General features: G+C 66.1%; 22 protein-coding genes. 8 read left to right on the forward strand and 14 right to left on the reverse strand.

Features of this window, described 5'->3' with window-relative positions:
* Positions 1 to 197 precede the first annotated feature (197 nt).
* From CJ028_RS13745 to CJ028_RS13755, 3 genes are all read left to right on the forward strand, one after another.
* On the forward strand, positions 198 to 929 hold the full coding sequence (locus CJ028_RS13745; protein WP_105035790.1) for a PspA/IM30 family protein: 732 nt from the start codon (positions 198 to 200) through the stop codon (positions 927 to 929).
* A 144-nt stretch (positions 930 to 1,073) separates the two neighbouring features.
* On the forward strand, positions 1,074 to 1,907 hold the full coding sequence (locus CJ028_RS13750) for an arginase family protein (protein ID WP_105035791.1): 834 nt from the start codon (positions 1,074 to 1,076) through the stop codon (positions 1,905 to 1,907).
* 38 nt (positions 1,908 to 1,945) lie between these two features.
* A complete protein-coding gene (locus CJ028_RS13755; RefSeq protein ID WP_105035792.1) occupies positions 1,946 to 2,734 on the forward strand; it encodes a crotonase/enoyl-CoA hydratase family protein in 789 nt (262 codons plus the stop codon).
* 99 nt (positions 2,735 to 2,833) lie between these two features.
* Here CJ028_RS13755 and CJ028_RS13760 read toward each other — a convergent pair whose 3' ends face one another.
* From CJ028_RS13760 to CJ028_RS13770, 3 genes are read right to left on the reverse strand one after another with little or no spacing between them, the layout of a single operon-like run.
* Entirely contained in the window at positions 2,834 to 3,538 is a 705-nt protein-coding gene (locus tag CJ028_RS13760; protein ID WP_105035793.1) for an esterase/lipase family protein, read from the reverse strand.
* Position 3,539: 1 nt separating this feature from the next.
* A complete protein-coding gene (locus CJ028_RS13765) occupies positions 3,540 to 4,358 on the reverse strand; it encodes an alpha/beta fold hydrolase (RefSeq protein ID WP_105035794.1) in 819 nt (272 codons plus the stop codon).
* On the reverse strand, positions 4,355 to 5,338 hold the full coding sequence (locus tag CJ028_RS13770) for a diacylglycerol/lipid kinase family protein (protein WP_105035795.1): 984 nt from the start codon (positions 5,336 to 5,338) through the stop codon (positions 4,355 to 4,357). The genes CJ028_RS13765 and CJ028_RS13770 overlap by 4 nt, the downstream gene beginning before the upstream one ends.
* 218 nt (positions 5,339 to 5,556) lie before the next feature.
* On the opposite strand from CJ028_RS13770, the gene CJ028_RS13775 reads away from it, so the two are divergent.
* Together CJ028_RS13775 and CJ028_RS13780 are read left to right on the forward strand one after the other, a co-directional pair.
* The gene (locus CJ028_RS13775; RefSeq protein ID WP_105035796.1) at positions 5,557 to 7,020 is read left to right on the forward strand and encodes a dihydrolipoyl dehydrogenase family protein; all 1,464 of its coding nucleotides are present in this window, start codon (positions 5,557 to 5,559) and stop codon (positions 7,018 to 7,020) included.
* Between the two features lie 9 nt (positions 7,021 to 7,029).
* Positions 7,030 to 7,389 carry a Fe-S oxidoreductase gene (locus tag CJ028_RS13780; protein ID WP_105035797.1) on the forward strand — a complete coding sequence of 120 codons (360 nt, stop codon included), beginning with the start codon at positions 7,030 to 7,032 and terminating at the stop codon, positions 7,387 to 7,389.
* A gap of 106 nt (positions 7,390 to 7,495) precedes the next feature.
* Here the strand turns inward: CJ028_RS13780 and CJ028_RS13785 are convergent, their stop codons facing one another.
* Both CJ028_RS13785 and CJ028_RS13790 read right to left on the reverse strand, forming a co-directional pair.
* Positions 7,496 to 8,986 carry a catalase gene (locus CJ028_RS13785; RefSeq protein ID WP_105035798.1) on the reverse strand — a complete coding sequence of 497 codons (1,491 nt, stop codon included), beginning with the start codon at positions 8,984 to 8,986 and terminating at the stop codon, positions 7,496 to 7,498.
* A gap of 47 nt (positions 8,987 to 9,033) precedes the next feature.
* Positions 9,034 to 9,516 carry a Fur family transcriptional regulator gene (locus CJ028_RS13790; RefSeq protein ID WP_105035799.1) on the reverse strand — a complete coding sequence of 161 codons (483 nt, stop codon included), beginning with the start codon at positions 9,514 to 9,516 and terminating at the stop codon, positions 9,034 to 9,036.
* A gap of 100 nt (positions 9,517 to 9,616) precedes the next feature.
* Between CJ028_RS13790 and CJ028_RS13795 the strand changes: the two genes are divergently transcribed.
* Positions 9,617 to 11,674, forward strand: coding sequence for an MMPL family transporter (locus CJ028_RS13795; protein WP_105035800.1), 2,058 nt, complete (start codon positions 9,617 to 9,619; stop codon positions 11,672 to 11,674).
* A 36-nt stretch (positions 11,675 to 11,710) separates the two neighbouring features.
* Here the strand turns inward: CJ028_RS13795 and CJ028_RS13800 are convergent, their stop codons facing one another.
* Complete coding sequence (locus tag CJ028_RS13800; RefSeq protein ID WP_105035801.1) at positions 11,711 to 13,141, reverse strand: amidase; 1,431 nt, start codon at positions 13,139 to 13,141, stop codon at positions 11,711 to 11,713.
* A 77-nt stretch (positions 13,142 to 13,218) separates the two neighbouring features.
* Here CJ028_RS13800 and CJ028_RS13805 point away from each other — a divergent pair, with 77 nt between their 5' ends.
* Positions 13,219 to 14,043, forward strand: a complete 825-nt coding sequence (locus CJ028_RS13805) for an SDR family NAD(P)-dependent oxidoreductase (RefSeq protein ID WP_105035802.1) — start codon at positions 13,219 to 13,221, stop codon at positions 14,041 to 14,043.
* Between the two features lie 15 nt (positions 14,044 to 14,058).
* On the opposite strand, the gene CJ028_RS13810 is transcribed toward CJ028_RS13805, so the two are convergent.
* The 8 genes from CJ028_RS13810 to CJ028_RS13845 all read right to left on the reverse strand — a co-directional run bounded on the left by CJ028_RS13810 (position 14,059) and on the right by CJ028_RS13845 (position 21,049).
* On the reverse strand, positions 14,059 to 14,637 hold the full coding sequence (locus tag CJ028_RS13810) for a GNAT family N-acetyltransferase (protein WP_205684050.1): 579 nt from the start codon (positions 14,635 to 14,637) through the stop codon (positions 14,059 to 14,061).
* A complete protein-coding gene (locus CJ028_RS13815; protein ID WP_105035803.1) occupies positions 14,630 to 15,352 on the reverse strand; it encodes a uracil-DNA glycosylase in 723 nt (240 codons plus the stop codon). Before CJ028_RS13815 ends, CJ028_RS13810 begins: the two co-directional genes overlap by 8 nt.
* A 3-nt stretch (positions 15,353 to 15,355) precedes the next feature.
* Positions 15,356 to 16,063: a Type 1 glutamine amidotransferase-like domain-containing protein gene (locus CJ028_RS13820; protein ID WP_105035804.1), complete on the reverse strand. Its 708-nt coding sequence runs from the start codon at positions 16,061 to 16,063 to the stop codon at positions 15,356 to 15,358.
* Positions 16,060 to 16,635, reverse strand: coding sequence for a phosphoribosyltransferase (locus CJ028_RS13825; RefSeq protein WP_105035805.1), 576 nt, complete (start codon positions 16,633 to 16,635; stop codon positions 16,060 to 16,062). The genes CJ028_RS13820 and CJ028_RS13825 overlap by 4 nt, the downstream gene beginning before the upstream one ends.
* A gap of 93 nt (positions 16,636 to 16,728) precedes the next feature.
* Positions 16,729 to 17,868 (reverse strand): bifunctional 2-methylcitrate synthase/citrate synthase, encoded by a 1,140-nt coding sequence (locus tag CJ028_RS13830; RefSeq protein WP_105035806.1) that lies wholly within the window; start codon positions 17,866 to 17,868, stop codon positions 16,729 to 16,731.
* A 9-nt stretch (positions 17,869 to 17,877) separates the two neighbouring features.
* Positions 17,878 to 18,804: a methylisocitrate lyase gene (prpB, locus tag CJ028_RS13835; protein ID WP_105035807.1), complete on the reverse strand. Its 927-nt coding sequence runs from the start codon at positions 18,802 to 18,804 to the stop codon at positions 17,878 to 17,880.
* Positions 18,804 to 20,339: an MmgE/PrpD family protein gene (locus tag CJ028_RS13840; RefSeq protein ID WP_105035808.1), complete on the reverse strand. Its 1,536-nt coding sequence runs from the start codon at positions 20,337 to 20,339 to the stop codon at positions 18,804 to 18,806. Before CJ028_RS13840 ends, prpB begins: the two co-directional genes overlap by 1 nt.
* A gap of 14 nt (positions 20,340 to 20,353) precedes the next feature.
* Positions 20,354 to 21,049 carry a GntR family transcriptional regulator gene (locus tag CJ028_RS13845; protein WP_105035809.1) on the reverse strand — a complete coding sequence of 232 codons (696 nt, stop codon included), beginning with the start codon at positions 21,047 to 21,049 and terminating at the stop codon, positions 20,354 to 20,356.
* Positions 21,050 to 21,156: 107 nt separating this feature from the next.
* Between CJ028_RS13845 and CJ028_RS13850 the strand changes: the two genes are divergently transcribed.
* The gene (locus tag CJ028_RS13850; RefSeq protein ID WP_105035810.1) at positions 21,157 to 23,085 is read left to right on the forward strand and encodes an AMP-binding protein; all 1,929 of its coding nucleotides are present in this window, start codon (positions 21,157 to 21,159) and stop codon (positions 23,083 to 23,085) included.
* Positions 23,086 to 23,141: the final 56 nt, after the last annotated feature.

Raw genomic sequence — 23,141 nt, forward strand, 5'->3', positions numbered from 1 at the left:
TCTTCTTGCGTTGGTTCTATTTTGGGTGGGGCGCGCGTGGCACGTGAGCGTCCCTGTAACACAGGGCAACATCACGACCGGAGCGGATTTTTGGCGGTTCCCAGACTCGCGTCTGTCGCTCACCCTAAACTTTGCAACAGGCACGCACGTTCCTGGCGAGACCTCGCCCAGGGTCACTCCTTTGAAAGGACCTCCGAATGACCAAGCAGTCCATTTTCGGCCGTATTTCCCAGCTCGCGAAGGCGAACATCAACGCTATCCTCGACTCGGCGGAAGACCCGGCGAAAATGCTCGATCAGATGGTGCGGGACTTCTCGAGCAGCATCTCCGACGCCGAGAGCGCGATCGCCGAGACCATCGGAAACCTGCGCCTGCTCGAAGACGACCACCGCGAAGACCAGGAAGCCGCCGTGGAGTGGGGCGACAAGGCCCTCGCGGCCAGCCGCAAGGCCGACGAACTGCGCCTGGTCGGCAACGCTGCCGACGCCGACAAGTTCGACAACCTCGCCAAGGTAGCGCTGGGTCGCCAGCTGACCTCCGAGAAGGAGGCTAAGACCGCCGAACCGCAGATCCAGTCGCAGACCGCCGTGGTCAACCAGCTCAAGACCGGCCTGAACGCCATGAAGGAGAAGTTGGTGCAGCTCACCAACAAGCGCGCCGAGTTGATCGCGCGTTCCAAGACCGCCAAGGCGCAGGCGCAGGTGATGGACGCCGTCAAGAGCATCGACATGATGGACCCTACGAGCGAGGTCAACCGTTTTGAAGACAAGATCCGTCGCGAAGAAGCCCGCGTGCGCGGCGCCCAGGAGCTCGCAGCGTCGAGCCTCGACGCCCAGTTCGAAAGCCTCGACGACCTCGGCGAGTTGACCGAGGTGGATGCCCGCCTGGCGGCCCTCAAGGCCGGCAACAACGCCGCCATCGAGAGCTAGTCGCTGAGTAGACAACTTTGATGGGTTGTGGCCCCGTAACACCCGTCAAATTCGTCGAGTGAGCGTTCGAGCATCCGCTTCGCAAGAAATTCGCTGCTGGCGAAGCGGATGCTGCCACCCCCGGCCGCTGCGCCATACTGAGGTATGGCTCCCACCTTCGTTGTAGTGCCGCAGTGGCAGGGTTCGATTTCTCCGCGCGCGATGCGCCTGGTCGACGGGGCGGCGGCCATTCAGGGCGACCTGCCGTTCTCGGCCACCCGCCTGGTCGACGTGCCGGTCGAGGCCGGTGATGCGCTCGATACCGGGGTACATCGGTTCTCCGCGATCGCGCAGGTGCGCCAGCGCCACACCAAGATTTTGAAGGACACCACCGACTGGGCGCTCTCGATCGGCGGCGACTGCGGCATCGCGCTGGCCGCGGTGGAGCACGCGGCACGCACACATCCGGGCGATCTGGCCGTGGTGTGGTTCGACGCCCACCCCGACCTGCACACCCCTGAATCCTCGCCGTCGGGCGGATTCTGCGGCATGGTGCTGCGCGCGATCAGCGGCGAGGGTCCGGCCGAACTCGAACTGGCCGCCGCAAGCACCGTGCCGCTGCAGAACGTGGTGCTGGCCGGCATTCGCGACGTCGACGACGCCGAAGACGAGCTGCTGCACGAACGCAGCCTGGTGAGCGTGTCGTGCTCAGAGCTGACCGACCCGTCCGCGCTCGTCGCGGCGATCGCGGCGACCGGCGCCACACACGTCTTCGTGCACATCGACCTCGACGTGCTCGACCCGTCGGCGCTCGACGGCCTGAGCGACCTGATTCCGTTCGGGCTAAGCGTGTCCGATCTCGGCGGTGCGATCACCGCGCTTCGCGCCGAGTTCACCCTCGCCGGCGCGACCATCACCGGGTTTGCGCCCGCCTCGCCCGAGGCGGCGAACGACGACCTGCCGAGCATCCTGCGCATTATCGGGGCGCTCACCCGCTGATCGAACTGTACGAAATCACACCGATCAATGGAGGCCCCATGACCGACCAGCCCCGCATTCTCACCGAACGCCGCGGCCACATTCTGCTGATCGGGCTGAATCGGCCCGAGAAACGCAATGCCGCCGATTTCGCCCTGCTTCAGCAGTTGTCCCTCGCCTACGGTGAGCTCGACCGCGACCCAGAGCTGCGCGTCGGCCTGGTCTACGCGGTCGGCGAGCACTTCACCGCCGGGCTCGACCTCGCCGACATCGGGCCCAGGCTCGGCCCGAACGGGCTCGAGCTGGTGCCGGAGGGCGGCATCAATCCGTGGCAAGTGGATGGCCAATCCCTCAGCAAACCGGTCGTCATCGCCGTGCAGGGCACCTGCCTCACCCTCGGCATCGAGCTGATGCTCGCGAGCGACATCGTGGTCGCCGCCGAGTCGACCCGGTTCGGGCAGATCGAGGTGGCGCGCGGAATTCTGCCGTTCGGCGGCGCGACCATTCGGTTTCCGCGCGCTGCCGGCTGGGGCAATGCCATGCGCTGGCTACTCACCGGCGACCTGTTCGATGCTGCCGAGGCGCACCGCCTGGGCCTCGTGCAGGAGATCGTGCCCGACGGCACCCAGTTCGACCGCGCCCTCGAACTCGCCGAGAAAATCGCCGCCCAGGCGCCCCTCGCCATCCAGGCCACGCTCGCCAACGCTCATCTTGCCCAGCGGGAGGGGGCAGCATCCGCTGAGGCAACGCTCCAACCCACCCTCGCCCGTCTGGTGGCGACCGAGGACTCCCGAATCGGCATGCAGTCCTTCCTCACCCGAACCGCCGCAGTCTTCGTAGGTCACTGACCCTCCTCGTTTCGGGACGGGGACCTGGCCCCGACCACGGGCCCAGTTTAGAAACTGGGCCCACGTTCATAGGGTGGCCGCAGAGTCCCCAGGAGGCCCTTATTCGGCACTGGCGATGCCGTTGGGGTGGCCGAAACCGGCCAACACCGTCATGACAGCATCGATCACGCGCACATCAGCGAGGAGACGAAAGTGCCCACCGGTGTCGATTTCAAAGTTTCTCGCTCCGGCAAGTGCGCTTCCTTCCGGAATGTGCGGGTCGAACCGAGCAAAAATGGACGTGATTTTGCGGTTCGTTTTGGTGTTCTCATTTAGCCCGATGATGTGTTTGTTTCTCGCAGCGAAGGACCGGAGGCTCGGCGGGAGCATATATTTTGCGTAGGTGGAGCCGGAGAAGGGGGCAGCTACTGCGATCATTCCTGCAATGCGCGAGTCGGCGTCGTGCCCGATCATCACAAATTTTCCGATCAGCCCGCCCTTGCTGTGCGCGAGGAGGACAACGTCGGTCAAGTGCTCGTCGGCGATAAAATCTGCAACGTGCCGAGCAGCGTCGGGAACGGAGGCGATATTCCAGGACAGCCGGTCGACGACGTACACGGGGTGGCCGGCATCGTGAACCCGCTTGATCAGCGGCTGGAGAAACTTCCACGTCTCGTACACTCCGGGAATGATCACGACCGGACAACCGTCGCCCGTCTGAAAGCCGCGAGGGCTCTCGCGCGATGTGAGCGCACGTAGCTGCCTGTTGGCGGCGTAGGCGTAGTCCTGGGCCCACGACAGCAGATCACGGATGCCGACGGTCATTTCACGGGTCTGCGCCGACACCCGCGAACTGCACGATGTGGTCCGCGACCCGATCGGCAGCACTGTAGTGAACGAGGTGACGGTGCCCCGCAATTTCCACGAGGCGCCCATGGGGTGAATTGTGCACGAGACGACTGCACCAGCCTCGTCGTGCTACCGGGTCATCGCTGCCCCTTAAAACCAGCACGGGCGCGGCCACGCGCACAAGGCGCTCATCGGTCGCATAGGCGAGCATGGCACTGAGCGTTTTGGTATACCACAGCGGGCCGCATCGCGCGTAGTCGCCGAAAACCAATATGTTCGCACGCAGCGGTTCCTTGAGCGTGTCCCTGCACAGGTCGACGGCCTGGGCCACAACTGTTCGACGGCGAGCATCGACAACCGGCCCGATCAACACGAGCTGGGAAACCAGCTCGGGCCGTTGAACGGCAAGTTCTGTGACGAACTGGGCGCCCATCGAATGGCCGACCATGACGCAGTTCGTCACGCCGAGCGTGTCCAGGAAGATACCGAGCAGGTGCGCGTAATCCTCGACCCATAAACGGTGTTGCGGTGTTCTCATCCCGCCAAAGCCCGGCAGATCCACCGAGTAGGTTCTGTGCCCGGCTGCGATAGCGCGGTGCAGTGGGACGGAATACCGGTGTGAGGTTCCAATACCGTGCACGATAACGAACACGGGCGTGCTGACCGCGACCAATGGTCCAGGTGAATAATGCACTCCGAATTCACAACCGTCCAGTTCGATCCGACGGGTCGGTGGGGACGGTACCAGGCGACCTGGCGAGTGGACCAACGACTGCGGGGGTATCGGAGTCGTCATGAGCTCGAAGGAAATTTGATGGTCAGGCCGCCCGGATTCACCCGGACATCGAACGCTGCTGCTTCGCCGAATCCATCGCCGTCAAGTTCGATCTGCTCCGGGCGTTCCAGCCGAATGCTGAGTTCTTCGGCCCGCACGTACCGCAGAGCGCTGACCTCCCCGGTCATCAGAGCGCGACCGGCCCTGGTGCGTCTCAGAACGCCGTTCTCCCAGATCACCTTGACGAAGATTTGCACCCAGCCAACGAATCCCTCCGGGCGTAGCAACGCGATGTCGAACTGCCCATCATCCACAGCGGCGTCGGGCAGCAGCACGATGTTCGATGGAAGCGACCCGCAATTGGCGACGATGATGGTGTGCGCCCGGGTTGCGCGGGTCGGACCACGATTGAGGCTGTACCGAAACCGCAGCTCATGCTTGTCCCGCAAAGTCGTGGCGAGAGCTGTGACGTAGGCCAGCCAACCCGCCTTCTTCTTCAGGTCGTCATCGGTGTTGGCCAGCATTTTCGCGTCCAGTCCCAGCCCGGCCATGACGAGGAACACATGACTGGTCTTGGCCCCGTCTGCACGTGTGATCTCGAGCATTCCCAGGTCGATCTTGCGATCGACGCCGGTGAAGGCGGTGTGCACGGAGAGTTCAACATCATCCAGACTGAGATCCAGATTGCGTGCCAGGAGGTTTCCGGTTCCGGACGGAATCAGCGCCAGGGGAACAGCTCCGTCCTTGAGCCCCTCGGCAACGGCCCGAACCGTGCCATCGCCGCCGGCAACGATGACCACCGAGGCGCCCGACTCGAGCGCTTCCGCCGCGCGACCCTGCCCCGGATCATCCTCGCTGGTTGAAAGCCAGATGGTCTGATCCCAGTCGTTTTCAGTTTCCTCGTGCCCGACGACAGCTTTCATCGCATCCAGATCGATCTTGATCGGATTGTAGATAACGGCAGCATGTCGGCGATTGGACGTGGACGCTACGTCATTCATAAAGACCTCCGGATATTGTTCGACGGCCAGGCATGGAGCTACAGTAGCTGAATTGTGATCACCTTCGACCCCCCGAGCGGCAAATGCGAATTGTCCGCGGGGTGGCGATTTTTCGTCTGCGCGCGGAGCGGATGACCCGTTCCCGCTACAACCCACCCCGAACGTCACAACCTCGGCTAGGCTGCTCCAAACCCATCGCCACCCGTCAAGGAGATTCAATGTCGAGTCAGAGCTACGACGTCATCGTGATCGGCGGCGGCGCCGTCGGCGAGAACGTCGCCGACCGCACAGCGCAGGGCGGCCTGAGCACGGTCGTCGTCGAGAGGGAACTGGTCGGCGGTGAATGCTCCTACTGGGCCTGCATGCCCTCCAAGGTGTTGCTGCGCAGCGGTGCCGCCCTCGCTGCGGCCCGCCGAGTGCCCGGCGCCGCCGAGGCCGTCACCGGAACCGTCGACGTGCGCGCCGCCCTCAAACAACGCGACTCCATCGCCAGCAACTGGAAGGACGACGGCCAGGCGAAATGGCTCGACTCCGCCGGCATCGCCCTCGTTCGTGGCCACGCTCGACTGACCGGAGTCAAGGAAGTCACCGTGACCGCAGCGGATGGGGCGGTGACCGTTCTCACCGCCACCCACGCCGTCGTCGTCAGCACCGGATCGGCGGCGGTGCTGCCCGATATCCCCGGCCTCAAAGACATCGAACCGTGGACCAGCCGTGACGCGACGAGCGCCCAGCAGATTCCGCAACGCCTCGCGGTGATCGGCGGAGGCGTCGTCGCCGCTGAGATGGCCGCAGCCTATGCCTCGCTCGGCTCGGCGGTGACCGTCATCGCGCGCAGCCCCCTGCTCGGCGGGCAGGAACCCTTCGCCGGCGAACTCGTCTCCGCCGCCTTGATAGAAAATGGCGTCACCATACTTGTCGGCCCATCCACTACCGCGGCGCACCGCGACAACGACGGCGCGGTCGCCCTTACCCTCGATGACGGCAGAACGGTCACGGCCGACCGAGTGCTCGTGGCCATCGGCCGTACGGCGCAGACGCACGACCTCGGCCTTGAGACGGTCGGCCTCAACGGCGGTGACTGGCTCGACGTGGACGACACGCTACTCGTGCAGGGCGACTCCCCCGCCCTCTCCGGCGACTGGCTCTATGCCACCGGCGACGTCAACCACCGGGCCCTCCTCACCCACCAGGGCAAATACCAGGCCCGTGCGGCCGGCGACGCGATCGTGACCCGTGCGGCTGGCGGGCCGGTCGATGATGCCCCTTGGGGCGCCCACGTCGCGACGGCTGACCACGCCGCCGTTCCGCAGGTGACCTTCACTGACCCGGAAGTGGCCTCGGTCGGGCTGACCGCAGCATCAGCCGTGAAGGCGGGGTATCGCATCCGCATTCTCGATTACGACCTCGCCAACCTCGGCGGCGCCTCGGTGCTCGCCGTCGGCTACGTAGGCAAGGCCCGAGCCATCGTCGATCTTGATCGGGAGGTGCTGCTCGGGGTCACCTTCGTCGGGCAGGACGTCGCCGAACTGCTGCACTCGGCCACGGTCGCCGTCGTCGGCGAAGTGCCGATCAACCGGCTGTGGCACGCGGTGCCGAGCTACCCGACCCTCAGCGAGGTGTGGCTGCGTCTGCTCGAGGCCTACGGACGCCCGGGGTTCACCGACACAGCTGAAGAATAGGCTGAACGGATGCGCCGCCTTCTCTTCGACTCAACCATCAGCCGTGCCGGCTATCTCTACGCAACCGCGTTCGGGCTGGTCTGGGGCTCGATCTGGAGCACCGGCCGCGTCGAACGCAGGGCTGGACTGTATGTGTTTCGCGGCATGCCCGCGTGGACTTTCGGTCGCGGCGGCTCCTGCGTCGGCGGCTGCTACCTCACCAGCCAGAACGTCACCGCGGCCGTGCTCGAGCACGAAGCCGTGCACAAACACCAGTGGCAGCGCTTCGGAATGGTCTTTCCGCTGCTCTACGCCGTCGCCGGGCGCAATCCGCTGAAAAACCGTTTCGAGATCGAGGCCGGCCTGAAAAACGGCGGCTACCTCCGCTAGTTCAGCCAGCCCCTAAACACGCCATTTACGACCCTTCCGAGCGACAGCGCAGACACAACCGCCCGGCCTGCGAACAGGCCGGGCGGTTGTGATCAAACGAGACGAGCTACTTCGCGGCGACGTATTCCGCGTCGACGGCAGCAGCTTCGGCGAACACGGCGAGATTCGCGCGCAGCTTGGCGCCGAGGTCGGCGTCAACGCTGGTCCAGTACCAGATAGCGCGCTCAGTGACCTCGGGGCGAGTCACTCCGCTGATGGCACCGGTGATGGTGTCGAGGAACCGGGCCTTGGCAGCGTCGTCGTAAACCTCGCGGTACAGCGTTCCGGCCTGGCCGAAGTCGCTGTCCTCACTGCGCAGGGTGGCGGCGGCACGCAGCAGCGTTCCGTCGCCTTCCCAGGCGCCCTCGCCGGCAGCGGCCGGGTCGGCGACGGGGCCACCGAGGGAGTTGGGTGCATAGTTCGGTACGTCGGCTGAGTTGAAGTGGTGACGCTGCGCGCCGTCCTGCGAGTAGTTGTTCACCGGGCTCACTGGAGCGTTGATCGGGAGCTGCGCGTAGTTGGTGCCCACACGATAACGCTGAGCATCCGGGTAGGAGAAGATGCGCGCCATGAGCATCTTGTCGGGGCTCGCCGCGATTCCGGGAACGAGGTTGGCCGGTGAGAACGCCGCCTGCTCGATCTCCGCGAAGAAGTTCTCCGGGTTGCGGTTGAGGGTGTGGGTACCCACCGGGATCAGCGGGAAGTCGGCGTGCGGCCAGACCTTGGTCACGTCGAACGGGTTGAACCGGTAGGTGTTGCCCTGCTCGTACGGCATGACCTGCACGGACACGTTCCACGACGGGAAGTTGCCGGCGGCGATGGCGTCGGAGAGGTCGCGACGGTAGTAGTCGGCGTCCGCTCCGGCGATGAGTTCGGCCTCTGAGCCTTCCATCTCCACGTTGCCCTGGTTGGATTCGAAGTGGTACTTCACCCAGAAGCGTTCGCCGGCAGCGTTGATCCACTGGTAGGTGTGTGAGCCGAAGCCGGGCATTTCACGCCAGGAGCGCGGCAGGCCGCGGTCGCCCATGAGGTAGGTGACCTGGTGGGCCGACTCCGGGGAGAGGGTCCAGAAGTCCCACTGCATGTTCGCATCGCGCAGGCCGGTGCCCGGCAGGCGTTTCTGCGAGTGGATGAAGTCGGGGAACTTGATGCCGTCGCGAATGAAAAACACCGGGGTGTTGTTGCCGACGATGTCGTAGTTGCCCTCGGTCGTGTAGAACTTCACCGAGAAGCCGCGCACGTCGCGCCAGGTGTCTGGGCTGCCCTGTTCGCCGGCAACGCTGGAGAAGCGCTGCAGGGTCGGGGTGACGGTGCCCGGCTGGAACACGGCCGCGCGGGTGTACTTGGAGACGTCGCCGGTGACGACGAACTCGCCGTGCGCTCCGCCGCCCTTGGCGTGCACGATGCGCTCCGGAATGCGCTCGCGGTTGAACTGGGCGAGCTTTTCGACCAGGTAGCGGTCGTGCAGCGCGGTGACGCCGTCGGCGCCGACGGTGAGGGAGTGCGCGTCGCTGGCGACGGGCGTTCCCGTCTGGTCGGTTGTAGGCTTGATAGTCATGGTGCTCCTTGAGTGTGGATCAGCAACGCGAGGTTGACGGAGGAAGTTTAGGGGTTCGAGGTGTCGAGCTGGCACTGTGCGCAGAGGCCCCAGTAGATGACCTCGGCGGCGCGCACGTCGAAACCGAGCGCATCCGCCGGGGTGAGGCAGGGAGCGTGGCCGACGGCGCAATCCACGTCGTGCACCACACTGCACCGGGTACAGACGATGTGGTGGTGGTTGTCGCCGACCCGGCGTTCGAACAGCGCGGGCGAGCCGGCCGGTTCGATCTTGCGCACCAGCCCTGCGGTGCCGAACGACGCGAGCACACCGTAGACAGCCTGCAGCGACGTGCCGGGCAGGTCTGCGTGCACCGCGCCGAACAGGGCCTCTGCGTTCGAGTGCGGCATAACGGTGAGGGCACGCAGCACCGCCAGTCGCGGCGCAGTCACCTTGAGTCCGGCCGAACGGATGCTGTCAGCAAGCAACTCGGCGTCGGCCGCGGCCAGGCGACGGCCTGCGTGGTCCTGGCTCGAATCGATCGTTGTCATGAGTCAACCCTAGCATTTGTTTTGAGTGAATCAAAACAAATGCCATCAGGGTCTCATTTACCTAGCTAGGATAGCGATCATCGAGGTTCTGGGAGGAACTGTGCTCGCCATCACCAGCTTCATCACCGGCAAACGCACCGCCTGGGCGGTTCTGCTCGGCACGATCATTGCCGTTGGACTGCTGTTCGCGCTGCTTCCGGCCAATGAATCCGCCGATTTTCCAGCCGCCGGCCTGCCGGAGAGCAGCCAGGCCGCGCAGGTCACGAAACTTCTCGCCGAGTTTCCGTCGGCCGATCAGACCGCGGCGATCGTGGTCTGGAGCCGCGACGGCGAAGACCTCACGGCGGCCGACAAGACCGCGATCACCGCCGCCGCCGAGAACCTCGGCGCCGCGTCGATCGCCCCGCGGGCAGCGACGCCCCAGTTCAGTCAGGATGGCCAGGCGGCGCTGAGCGTGGTGCCGCTTCAGGCTGCCACGGCCACTGCCGATATTGAGAAGACGGCCACCGACATCCGCTCTACGGCGTCGACCGGCCTGCCCAGCGATGTCAACGCCTATGTCACCGGGCCGGTCGGTTTTCAGGCCGACATCACCAACGCCTTCGCCGGAGCCGACTTTCGCCTGCTGCTGGTGACCGTGATCGTGGTCGCAGTGCTGCTGATCGTGACCTACCGCAGCCCCGTGCTCTGGATCGTGCCGCTCGTCGTGGTTGGCCTGGCCGACGGCCTGGCCGGCAAGGTGGCCGGCGCGCTGGCCGAGCCGCTCGGTTTCGCCCTCGACGCCTCGATCTCGGGTATTCTCTCGGTGCTGGTGTTCGGCGCCGGCACCAACTACGCCCTGCTGCTCGTGGCCCGCTACCGCGAAGAGCTGCTGCACACCGAGAACCGCAACGTCGCGATGCGCACCGCAGTGACGAGCGCCGGCCCCGCCATCGCGGCCAGCGGCGGCACGGTCGCGCTGAGCCTCGCGACCCTGGTCTTCGCCGAGCTGGCCGGCAACCGGGCGCTCGGAATCGCCTGCGCGATCGGCGTGATCATCGCCATTCTGTTCGCCCTGCTCGTGCTGCCGGCGGCCCTCGTGGTGTGCGGGCGCGGCCTGTTCTGGCCGTTCATTCCGCGGGTGCAGCCCGTGTCCGTCGCCCCGCGCACCGGCCTCTGGACCCGGCTCGGTCGCGGCGTGGCGAGGCACCCGGCCATCGTGACGGTCGTGTCCGTTCTGGCGATCGGCTCTCTCGCGTTCGGGCTGAACGGCGCCGCCGTCGGATTGTCCCAGGCCGACCAGCTGCTCGGAAACCCGGAGTCGGTCGTTGCGCAGGAGATCGTGGACGCGTCTTTTTCGGCGGGGCTGACCAGCCAGACGGTTGTACTGGCGCCGGATGCGGCATCCGCTGACGCGGTGGCGGTCGCCCTGAAAACACCGGGGGTTTCCTCGGCGGTGGCCGGCGAGAACTCCGGCGGCCTCACCCGCATCGACGTCACGCTCGAGGGCGAACCGGGCAGCGACGAAACCTTCACGGCCATCGCCGCGCTGCGCACCGATTTAGCGGATGCCCCGGCCGCAGTCTCGCAGTCGCTCGTCGGCGGCAGCGATGCCACGGCCCTCGACACGAAGACCAGCGCCGAGCGCGACCAAGACCTGATCCTGCCGCTGATCCTCGGCATCGTCTTTTTGATCCTGGCGCTGCTGCTGCGCTCACTCGTGGCTCCGGTGCTGCTCATCGTGACCGTGCTCGGCACCTTCTTCGCGAGCCTCGGCGCCTCGAACCTAATCTTTCAGAACCTGCTCGGTTTCACGGCGTTCGACACCAACGTTGTGCTGTTCGCGTTCCTGTTTTTGGTGGCACTCGGTGTGGATTACAACATCTTTTTGACCACCAGGGCCCGCGAAGAGGCCAAGCGCTACGGCACCCGCGAGGGCATGGTGCGGGCGCTCTCGTCAACCGGCGCGGTGATCACGAGCGCCGGAATTCTGATCGCGGCGGTGTTCGCCGTGCTCGGGGTGCTGCCGGTCGTGGCGCTCACCCAGATCGGCGTGATCGTCTGCATCGGGGTGCTGCTCGACACCCTCGTGGTGCGCACCGTACTGGTCCCGGCGATAGTGTTTCTGGTCGACGACCGGTTCTGGTGGCCGTCGCGGCCGGTGGCGACCCGCCGCTAAGTCAGGCCGACCCGGCTGGCTGGCTCTACTTGCCCGCTAGGCCGGCTCCGGCGGCACCCTATCCTGCCAGCGGATGCGCCGCTCCAGTTGCGCGCCGAGCGACAGCAGCGTGGCCTCCCCGCCCGGTCGGCCGATGAGCTGCACGCCCATCGGCAGGCCATTGTCGGTCTGGTGCACGGGGAGCACGATGGCCGGCAGCCCGCTCACGTTGATCATCGAGGTGAACGGCGTGTACTGCACCTGCTGCGCGAAATTCGCCTCGGCGTCGTCGGCGTCGTACCAGCCGACCGGGCGCGGCGTCATCGCCATGGCCGGGGTCAGCACGGCATCGAATTTCGACAGCTGATAGATAAACGACCGCTCGAACGCGGTCAGTGCGGCGAGCGCCTCGGCCAGGTCGCGGGCACTGAGTGCTCGTCCCCGGGCCAGCAGCCACTGGGTCAGCGGTTCGAGCAGGGCGATCTCGTCGTCGGTTTCGGCCGGGATACCGGCCGCCCCGGCCTGCCAGATAGTGCGGAACGCCGGCGCGTAGCTCGGGTCGGGCTGTAGCGCCGTCTCCTCGAGGCCGTGGTGCAGCGCGGCGAATCCGGCCACGGCCAGGTCGAGGGCGGCTCGCGCTTCGGGGGCGATCGCAATGTCGTAGTCGTCGTCCCAGACCGAGGTCGTCATCACGCCGAGCTGGAACCGGCCCTCGCCGCGCACCGCCGCCGCCAGCAATGGCGTCTCATCGCCGGGAGCCCGCAGAGCGTAGTGATGGTCGGGGTGACCGTCTCGGGGCGCGATCATAGCGTCGAGCAGCAGGGCGGCATCCGCTACCGTGCGCGCCAGCGGGCCGCCGACGGGCAGACCGCCGAGCTTGTCGATGCCGGAGGCAGCTGGCACGCGCCCGCGGCTCGGCTTGAGCCCGACCAGTCCGCAGGCGGCAGCTGGAATGCGGATGGACCCGCCACCGTCGGAGCCCGGTGCGAACGGAAGCAGCCGGGCGGCGACCGCGACGGCGGCACCGCCGCTGGATCCGCCAGCGCCAAGCGCGAGGTTCCAGGGAGTGCGGGCGGGCGGTGCGGCGAGGCTTTCGGTGTAGGAGGCCAAACCGAATTCGGGGGTGTTGGTCTTGCCGAGGCTGACTCCGCCGGCGTCGTCGAGCGCCTGCACCAGGTCGTCCGACTGTTCGGGCACGTAGTCGGCGAACAGGCGCGAGCCGAACCCGGCGTGCACCCCGGCGCGCAGGTAGAGGTCTTTGTCAGCGAAGGGGAGGCCCCAGAGCGGCGCGGTGCGCGGCATCCGCTCTTCGACAAAACGGGCGCGGGCCCGGGCGGCGTCCGCGGTGACGGTGACAAAGGCGCCGAGCGCCGGGTTGAATTTCTCGATGCGGGCCAGGTAATGCTCGGTCAGCTCGCTCGGACTGATATCGCGGCTCTGCAGGGCCTGCCATTGTTCCAGAGCAGTCAATTCGTGTGGATCAGCCATGACCCGAGCCTAGTTCGACCGGGGCGGGCGGCCAGCCAACACTGGTTATGCACGCGCAGGACGGCTAGCCTCAAGCCATGGCCAGCGCTTTGTACAACCCCATCGGCACCACCGCGCTTATCACCGGAGCGTCGAGCGGACTCGGCGTCGGATACGCGCACGAGCTCGCGCAGCGCGGCGCGGATCTCGTGCTCGTCGCCCGCCGGCAGGCTCGCCTCGAAGCCCTCGCTGTCGATCTAGCCGAGAAATACGGCACGGTCTCCACCGTCATCCCCCTCGACCTCACCGAAGCGGATGCCGTTCCCGAGCTGGTGCGCGACCTCCGTGAGCGGACGATCACCATCGGTACCCTCGTGAACAACGCGGGCTTCGCGACCTTCGGCACCGTTCTCGACTCCGACCAGGCCAGGGAACGCGAGCAGGTCGCCCTCAACGTGCACGCCCTCACCGCGCTGACCCACGCCTTTCTGCCCGACCTGGTCGAAACGGCCTCATTGAATCCGCACACGGCAGCGCTCGTGAATCTGGCCAGCACGGCCGCGTTCCAGCCCGTGCCGCGCATGGCGGTCTACGGGGCGACCAAAGCGTACGTGCTCAGTTATACCGAGGCAATCAGCTACGAAACCCGCGCGAGCGGCCTCAAGGTGACCGCGATCTGCCCCGGGCCTGCCGACACCGAGTTCTTCGAGGTTGCCCAGACCAGCGGCGGCAAGAAGGGTAAACCGCTCACGGTGGAGGAGGTCATGCGGGCCTCGTTCTCCGCCCTCGACCGCTCGGTGACGCCGTCTGTGGTGCTGGTCGGAGCCCGCAATGCCCTTCTTGCCCGGGTAGCGAGCATCTATCCCCGGCGCGCCGTGCTCAATGCGGTCGGGCGAATGAACACGCCACGCGCCGCCCGCTGACCCGGGATACTGAAGCTACTTCAGGCTTTTTTGCAACAGAATCGTGCCGAGCCAGCGCTCGAACTTGAACCCCACCTTGCCCATGCGGCCGATCTCCTCGAAGCCGAAGTCGCGGTGCAGCTTGATCGAGGCATCCGCTCCCTGGTCAGCGATGACGGCGATGATCTCCTTCAAGCCGGCTGCTTTGGAGCGCTTAATCAGCTCGCCGAGCAGCTCGCGCCCGAGGCCCTTGCCGGTCGACGCGGCACCGAGATAGATCGAGTTTTCCACCGTGAACCGGTAGGCCTTCTTCTGCTTCCACGGGCTGACCAGGGCATACCCGAGAATCTGGCCGGCCGGCGAGACAGCAACGACGAACGGCATGCCCTGCTTGTTCAGGTAGTAGAACTTATCGCGCCACTCGGCGAGCGTCATGGCATCTTCGTCGAAGGTGACCGTGCTGTTGGCCACGTAGTAGTTGTAGATCTCGCGAATGTGCGGCAGATCGGTCGCCCGAACCTCGCGCATCTCGTACTCGAACGGTGCCTCGGCCACAGCTTCCGGCCGCAGGTGGCGGGGCAGCCGACGACGAGGCTCGTATTCTTCCTCAAGCACCCGGAACTCCCCTTTCTGGTTGGTTCCAGATTACCGGAAGCTCCCAGCAGACCGGTGCCGCCCCCTGCCGGGCAAGTAACCGATTGGCCGCGCTGAACGGCTTGGAGCCGAAAAATCCGCGGCGGGCCGACAGCGGGCTCGGGTGCGCCGACTCGAGCACGGGCGTGTCGCCGAGCAGGGGCGCGAGCGCGCCGGCATCTTTACCCCAGAGAATCGCGATGAGCGGATGCGTCCGCCCCACCAACGCACGGATGGCCTGATCGGTCACTGCTTCCCAACCGTGCCGCCGATGCGATCCGGCCACCCCGGCGCGCACGCTGAGCACCCGGTTCAGCAGCAGCACGCCCTGGTCGGACCAGGCGGAGAGATCGCCGTGCTCGGGGCGCGGCAGGCCGAGGTCAGTGCCGAGTTCGGTGTAGATATTGCCGAGGCTGCGCGGCACCGGCCGCACGTCGGCGTTGACGGCGAACGCCAGACCGATCGGATGCCCCGGAGTGGGGTACGGATCCTGCCCGACGATGAGCACTCGCACGGCGTCGAAAGGCTGCCGGAATGCGCGCAGCAGGTCATCGGCGGCTGGCAACACCTCGTGGCCGGCCGCGCGTTCGCTCGCGAGGAACGCGCCAACCGTGGCCAGGTCGTTGGCCACGGGGGCGAGCGCTCGCGCCCAGCCCGGGTCGATCTCGCCGCTGGCCGCGAGGGCGTCGAGGTTCACTCGTCAGGCGCCGATGGTGCTCACGAGCACGCCGCCGTCGGCCTGGCTGACCTTCCAGATGCTGCCGGAGCCGAGCACGCGCAGAGCGCCCTCGCCGACCACGAGCACGGTGTTCTCGTCGATGGCCAGGCCGCCGTCGATGAGCCCGGCCTCGGTCGCGGCGATCAGGCGGGACAGGCTGCCGGACTGGGCGGCGTGCACGTCGACGGTGACATCGAGCAGTCCGATGCCCTGGGCGAGGGTGATCTCGTCGAGTCCCTCTGAGACGTCTTCGGGAGTGACCTCGACGCCGCCGATGCGCCAGCCGCCGATCAGGGCACGTTCGGCCGCGATCATGGCACCGGCCGAGAAGCCGAGATAGGGAACGCCGGCCGATACCTGGCGGCGAATCTCGCCGGCAATCGGCAGCAAGGCAGCGAGGTAGTCGGGCGTCACGCCGCCGCCGATGATGATGCCGTCGACCGCAGAAACAGCGGTGAGGGCGGCCACGTCGCCGGGGGCGAGCACGGTCAGTCGAGCCTGCGCCGTCAGCCCGAGCGCTGCGGACAGTTCCTCGGCGTGGGCGCTGCCCGGGCCGACGGTGATGATCGCCACGATCGGTTCGTCGCGGTTGGCTTTGAAAGCCTGCGCCGTGACCTCGGCCCGGAACGTGGCGAAGACCGGAATGTCACTCTCAGCGTCTCCCCCGCCGCCGACCAGGTGCACGCTCACGCGGAGACCTCGGCAGCCCCGTCAAGACTCACGTCGGCGAACGCTTCCGGCGCGTTCGCGCCGGGCGCGCCGGGTACCGGCGGCAACGCCGACCAGGGAAACACGATCCATCTGTCGGTTTCGCGCCAGGTGAAGTCGGGCACGTGCACGGTGCGCGGCTTGGTGTATAGCGTCGCGGTGCGCACCTCCATTGCCGTCTCGCCGAGCAGGCGCATGACGAGCGCGAGCGTGTGGCCGGAGTCGGAGACGTCGTCAACCAAGAGCACCTTCTTGCCGGCGAGCGCCGGGGCGTCGAGCATCGGCGCCGACAGCACGGGCTCCGGCAGGCGCTCGTCGATACCGGTGTAGAACTCCACATTGATGCTGCCACAGTTCTTGGTGCCGAGCGCGTACGAGATTGCGCCGGCCAGCAGCAGCCCACCGCGGGCAATGGCGATCACGACATCCGGGTGAAAATCGCTTGCCCGTACCCGGGTCGCCAGCTCGCGCGACGCCGCAGCGAAGTCGGTCCACTGCAGAATTTCGCGGTCGATAGCGGGCGCAGTGGGCAAAACCTCGGCATCAAATGTCATCCGTCAATGCTATCCATATCCCGGTCGACCATACACAAAGCGGATGCCGCACTGCCAGCTGGTAGTGCGGCATCCGCTTCACAGAAAATGCGCCTACGGCACCTGCCGCTGATCGACGCCGTTGTAGGCCGACAGCGGGCGGATGAGCGCGTTGCTCTTCTTCTGCTCGCAGATGTGCGCGGTCCACCCGGTGATGCGCGCCGCCACGAAGATGGGGGTGAAGGTGAGGGTGTCGAATCCCATCAGGTGGTAGGCCGGGCCCGACGGATAGTCGAGGTTGGGCAGGATGTTCTTGCGCGTGGTCATCGCCGTCTCGAGGGCTTCGTACAGTTCGAGCAGCTCCGGCTTCTCGTAGTGGTCAACCAGGGTGACGAGCGCGGCCCGCATGGTGGGAACCCGCGAGTCGCCGCTCTTGTAGACGCGGTGTCCGAAGCCCATGATCTTGCGCTTGGCGGCGAGCGCCTGCTCGAGCCACGGCTCGGCCCGCGTGGCCGATCCGGCCTCAAAGCCGATCTCGGTGAAGGTGTGCATGACGGCTTCGTTGGCGCCGCCGTGCAGCGCTCCCTTGAGCGCCCCGACCGCACCGGTCACGGCCGAGTACAGGTCAGACAGGGTGGACGTGATGACCCGAGCGGTGAAGGTCGACGCGTTGAAGGAGTGCTCGGCGTAGAGAATCATCGACACATCGAACGCGTTGACCACGACGAGTTCCGGCACCTCGCCGAAAGCCATGTGCAGAAAGTTTGCCGAGTAGCCGAGGTCGTCGCGGGGCTCGACCAAATCGAGGCCGTGCCGACGACGCTGGTCGTAGGAGACGATCGCCGGCAGCTGGGCGAACAGGCGAATCGACTTGGCGAGGTCGGATTCGGGCGATGGGTTTTCGGCCTCCGGGTCGCTCGCACCGATGACGCTCACCGCGGTGCGCACGACGTCCATCGGGTGGGCGGTCAGCGGCAGTTCGTCGATGATCCGCTTCACCACCGGGCTGAGGTGACGCAGCGAGCGCTCGAGCGCCTCGAAGTCAGCGAGCTGCTGGTCTGTAGGCAGTTCGCCGTGCCAGAGCAGGTAGGCGACCTCTTCAAAGCTCTTCTTCGCCGCGAGTTCCTGCACCGGGTAGCCCCGATAGAGCAGCGAGTTGGTCTCCGGGTTGACCTTGGAGACCGCGGTCGTGTCGACGACGACGCCGGTGAGCCCCTTATAAACGTGCGGTTCGACAGTTTGGGTGTCAGACATTGTGCTCCTTTAGACCTGTGAACTGGGCGTGGAAATGTGCGGGTTCAACGTGAAATCGAAGATACCCGAATCGAACTGGCTGTACGACGCATAATCCAGCAACTCGTACAGGTCGGCCCGGTGCTGCATCTCCGGCAGCATCGTGCTGAGGGAGCCCGTCTGCTCGATCGCGTCCAGTCCGCGCGCGGCCGATCCCATCGCGAGGCGGAGCAACGAAACCGGAAAGATCACCAGGTTCATACCCACGTTTTCAAGCTGCTGCACGGTGTACAGCTCGCCCTTGCCGAACTCGGTCATGTTGGCCAAGATCGGCACCGACACGGCCGCCCGAATCGTTTCGAACTCGGCCAGGCTGCCCATCGCCTCGGGGAAGATCGCGTCGGCTCCGGCATCCTGCAGCTGCTTGGCCCGCGTCACGGCCGCGTCCAGCCCGTCGACGGCACGGATGTCCGTGCGCGCCATCACGAGAAAGTTCGCATCCCGCCGCGCGTCGACCGCAGCGCGGATACGCTTGATCGCGGTGTCGGCGTCCACTACCTGCTTGCCGTCGAGGTGGCCGCAGCGTTTCGGGTTGATCTGGTCCTCGATGTGCATACCGGCCAGGCCGGCATCCTCGAGAGTCTGGATGGTGCGGGCCACGTTCATCGGCTCACCGAACCCGGTGTCGGCGTCGACGATGGCCGGCAGGTCGGTCATGCGGGCGATCTGCTGCGACCGGCCGGCCACCTCGGTCAGGGTGGTCAGACCGATGTCGGGCAGGCCGAGGTCTGCCGAGAGTACCGCGCCCGAAATGTAGACCCCCTCGAACCCCTTCTGCTGGATCAGTTTGGCCGAGAGCGGGTTGAACGCGCCGGGATAACGGAGAATCTTGCCACTGGCCAGACCAGCCCGGAGGGCGACGCGCTTGTCGGCGGCGGTCGTTCCGGCGTACAGCATTAGAAGATTCCGTTCGGGGTGGCGATCGACGAGAGCAGCCCGGGCTTGGCCACGATGGTCAGGCCGCCGAGGTCGGCGGCGTTCAGCTCCGGCAGGCGCTGCGCGAGCGTGAGGAAGCGTTCGATCTCAGCCTCCTCCATCACCGGCGCGGCCAGCGTGCGGAACTTGTTGATGTACTCCGCGCGGGCGAACGGTCGAGCGCCGAGCGGATGCGCATCGGCGACGGCGATCTCGTCGACCAGACGGGTTCCGTTGGCCAGTTCGATTTCAACGCGACCGCCGAAGGCCTTCTCGGCCGGGTCGAGGGAGTGGTAGCGACGCGTCCACTCCTTGTCTTCGGTCGTGGTGACGGTGTTCCACAGGGCGATGGTGTCTGGGCGGCCCGCGCGCTCCGGGCTGTAGGAGTCGACGTGGTTCCAGGTGCCGTCCTGCAGGGCCACCGTGAAGATGTACGGAATGGAGTGGTCGAGGGTTTCGCGGCTCGCCGTGGGGTCGTACTTCTGGGGGTCGTTGGCGCCGGAACCGATCACGAAGTGCGTGTGGTGGCTGGTGTGGATCACAACGCTCTTGATGGCGCCGGCCACGAGCAGCTCGGGGTGCTCGTTGTGCAGCTTGCGAGCGAGGTCGATCCAGGCCTGCGCCTGGTACTCGGCCGAGTGCTCCTTGGTATAGCTGTCCAGAATGGCGCGCTTGATACTGCCGGGTTTGGGCAGCGACACGTCGTAGGAGCCCTCCGGTCCGTCGAGCAGCCAGGCGATGACGCCGTCTTCGCCCTCGTAGATCGGGGTCGGGCTGGTCTCGCCGCGGAGCGCACGGTCAACGGCTTCGACGGCCATCTTCCCGGCGAAGGCCGGGGCGTGCGCCTTCCAGCTGGAGATTTCGCCCTTCCGCGACTGGCGGGTCGCGGTCGTGGTGTGCAGCGCCTGGCCGACGGCCTGAAAGACGATTTCCTTGTCGAGGCCGAGCAGGGTGCCGATGCCGGCGGCGACCGACGGGCCGAGGTGGGCGACGTGGTCGATCTTGTGCGCGTGCAGGCTGATCGATTTCACGAGGTCGATCTGAATCTCGTAGCCGGTGGCGATACCGCGAATCAGGTCGCTGCCGGTCAGGCCGCGGGCGGCGGCGAGGTGCTGGGCGACGGCCGTGATCGGGGGAATGTTGTCGCCCGGGTGGGAATATTCGGCGGCCAGGAAGGTGTCGTGGTAATCGAGTTCACGCACGGCGACGCCGTTGGCCCAGGCGGCCCACTCCGGCGACACCCGTCGGGCCGGTGCGAGGCCGAACACGGTCGCGCCGTCGCCGCCGTTCGAACGCGGGTGCGCGAGTGCCTGCGAACGAGCAGCGATCACCGGGCGACGGGTCAGGCTGGCCGCGGCAACGGAAGCGTTGTCGATGACGCGGTTGATGACCATCTCGGTCACCTCCTCGGAGACCGGGGCTGGATCGGCGGCGACCTCAGCGATCTTCCAGGCCAACTGGTCCTCGCGGGCCAGATTCTCGTCGCTCTTGTGAACTCGAACGTGGTGCAGCTGCACGGTGGATCCCTTCGTTAGTCGGCCGCAGTCGTTGATCGACTACCGACCGAGTCCTCTTCGATCGCCGCGAGGACGCTCAAGAGGCTTTGGTGAAGATGAATATGGGTGGCATGGGCTGCCAGCGACGGGTCGCCGGCGATGATGGCGTCGATAATCAGCAGGTGCTCGGCCGCTGCGGCACGAAGCCGCAGCGGATTTCTCCGGGCCAACCGACGGATACGGGCCAAGTGGGTGCGTACGGCGCGCAGGGCGCCGACGAGAAAGGGGTTTTCGACGGCCACGTCGACAGCATCTTCGAGCTCGTCGATCAGCACGTAGTAGCGGTGCACACCGATATCGCCCTGCTCCAGCAGCTCCGGGGCGCTCACAAAGGCGTCGCGCAGTTTCATGAACGGTGCGGGGTCACGCCGAGTGGCGGCCAGACGGATGGCCTGCACCTCGAGCGCCTGGCGCAGTTCGTACAGTTCGGAGATGCTGTCGACGGAGATGTCGGTCACCTCGAACCCGCGGCCGCGACGTCCAACGACGAGCCCGTCGGTAATCAACCGGGCTACCGCTTCACGCAGCGGGGTGCGAGACACGCCGATGCGCTCGGCTTGTTCTACTTCGAGCAGGGCGGCGCCGGGGGCGAGGAGGCCGCCCAGAATCTCCCCGCGCAGCTGACGGTACGCCCGCTCGCTAGCGCGAAGCGGTACGTCTAACCCCAACATTGCGGTTTCTGTATACACAAGAGCGATCCTATTCCACATTGCCGGGTTATATGCAATACTTCAACCACTCTTTGTATACACAAGGCACTTCGATGGAGAAGGTAGACATGAACGGCGAATCAGGTGAGGGCTACCGGGAGGTCTGGCGACACAGCATTTCGTCGCCGGAAGACTTCTGGCTTGAGGCCGCCGAGGGTATCGACTGGATCACGCAACCGACACGTGCGCTCGCCGTCGACGGCACCGCGACCGGAAGCTGGTTTCCCGGGGGAATGCTCAACACAAGCTACAACGCTCTCGACCGGCACGTTGTGGCCGGCCGGGGCTCCCACACGGCACTCATCTACGACTCCGCCATGACCGGCACCCGGGTTCAGCTGAGCTACCTCGAACTGCTCGGCCGCGTCGCCAGATTCGCCGGCGTGCTCCGCGCCAACGGCGTCGGCACCGGCGACCGCGTCATCATCTACCTGCCGATGATCCCCGAAGCCGTCGTCGCCATGCTCGCCTGCGCGCGCATCGGTGCGGTGCACTCAGTTGTATTCGGTGGTTTCGCCGCGACCGAACTGGCCGCGCGCATCGATGACGCCCGCCCGAGTGTCATCGTCACGGCATCCGGTGGTCTGGAGCCCGGCCGCACCGTGCAATACCTGCCGCTGGTCGAGAAGGCCCTCGCCCTCAGCCGGGGCTCGGTGCACACGGTGATCGTGCGGGGTCGGGACAGCATTCCCGGTTCGGCTGCCGACTATCAGAACCGTGCAGAAACGGATGCCGTCTGGCTCGACTGGGCCGACGAAGAGGCCAAGGCAGCACCGGCCGACCCTGTGGCCCTGCACTCCGACGACCCGCTCTACATCCTCTATACGTCCGGTACGACCGGCGAGCCCAAGGGCATCATCCGCGACAATGGCGGCCACGCCGTGGCCCTGAACTGGTCGATGCGCAACGTCTACAACGTGGGCCCAGGCGACGTCTACTGGGCTGCCTCTGATGTGGGCTGGGTGGTCGGGCACTCCTATATCGTCTACGCACCACTCCTGGCGGGCGCGACCACGGTCATCTACGAGGGCAAACCGATCGGGACCCCAGATGCCGGTGCCTTCTGGCGCGTCGTCGACGACTACAAGGTGAAGGTGCTGTTTACCGCGCCGACCGCCATTCGAGCCATCCGCCGCGTCGACCCCGACCTGCTCGAGCTGAAGAATCATGACGTGTCGAGTTTGACCAGCCTGTTCTTGGCCGGCGAACGCCTCGACCCCGAAACCTTCCACTGGGCCAACAACGGCCTGCACTGCCCGGTCGTCGACCACTGGTGGCAGACCGAGACCGGCTGGCCGGTCTGCGCCAACCTGCTCGGCATCGAGGAATTGCCAACGAAACCGGGTTCGGCCACCGTTCCCGTTCCCGGATATGACATCGCCATTCTGGACTCCAAGGGCAAGCCGATCGAGAAGATCGGCAAGGACGGCAACATCGCCATCCGACTTCCGCTGCCACCCGGCACGCTTCTCGGGGTCTGGGGCAGCGAAGAACGATTCGCGAGTTCGTACCTCACCGCTTTTCCGGGCTACTACGCCACCGGTGACTCCGGCCACTTCGATGCCGACGGCTACCTGTTCGTGATGGGCCGCACCGACGACGTCATCAACGTTGCCGGGCACCGGCTCTCGACCGGTTCCCTGGAAGAGGTCCTCACGCTGCACCCGGCCGTTGCCGAGTGCGCGGTGCTCGGCGTGCACGACCCGCTCAAGGGCCAACGCGCCGCTGGTTTCGTCACCCTCAAGGCGGGCAGTACTGTCGATCACGACGTACTCACCGCAGAACTCGTCGCCCTCGTTCGGGAGCACGTCGGCCCGGTCGCAGCGTTTCGCGACGTCACCATACTCGACCGGCTGCCCAAAACGCGGTCGGGCAAGATTCTTCGGAAAACCATTCGGCAAATCGTCGATGGAGAAGAATATTCCATCCCGCCCACCATCGAAGACCCCACGGTCCTTGACGATCTGAAACGAGCGCTGTCAGCGTCCGTTTCCTAACCCGGTCACGACCACTCCCCGCCGCGCACCCACAATTTTCCCCAAAACCCGCATTT

The organism is Cryobacterium aureum, assembly GCF_002954245.1.
Taxonomy (GTDB): domain Bacteria; phylum Actinomycetota; class Actinomycetes; order Actinomycetales; family Microbacteriaceae; genus Cryobacterium; species Cryobacterium aureum.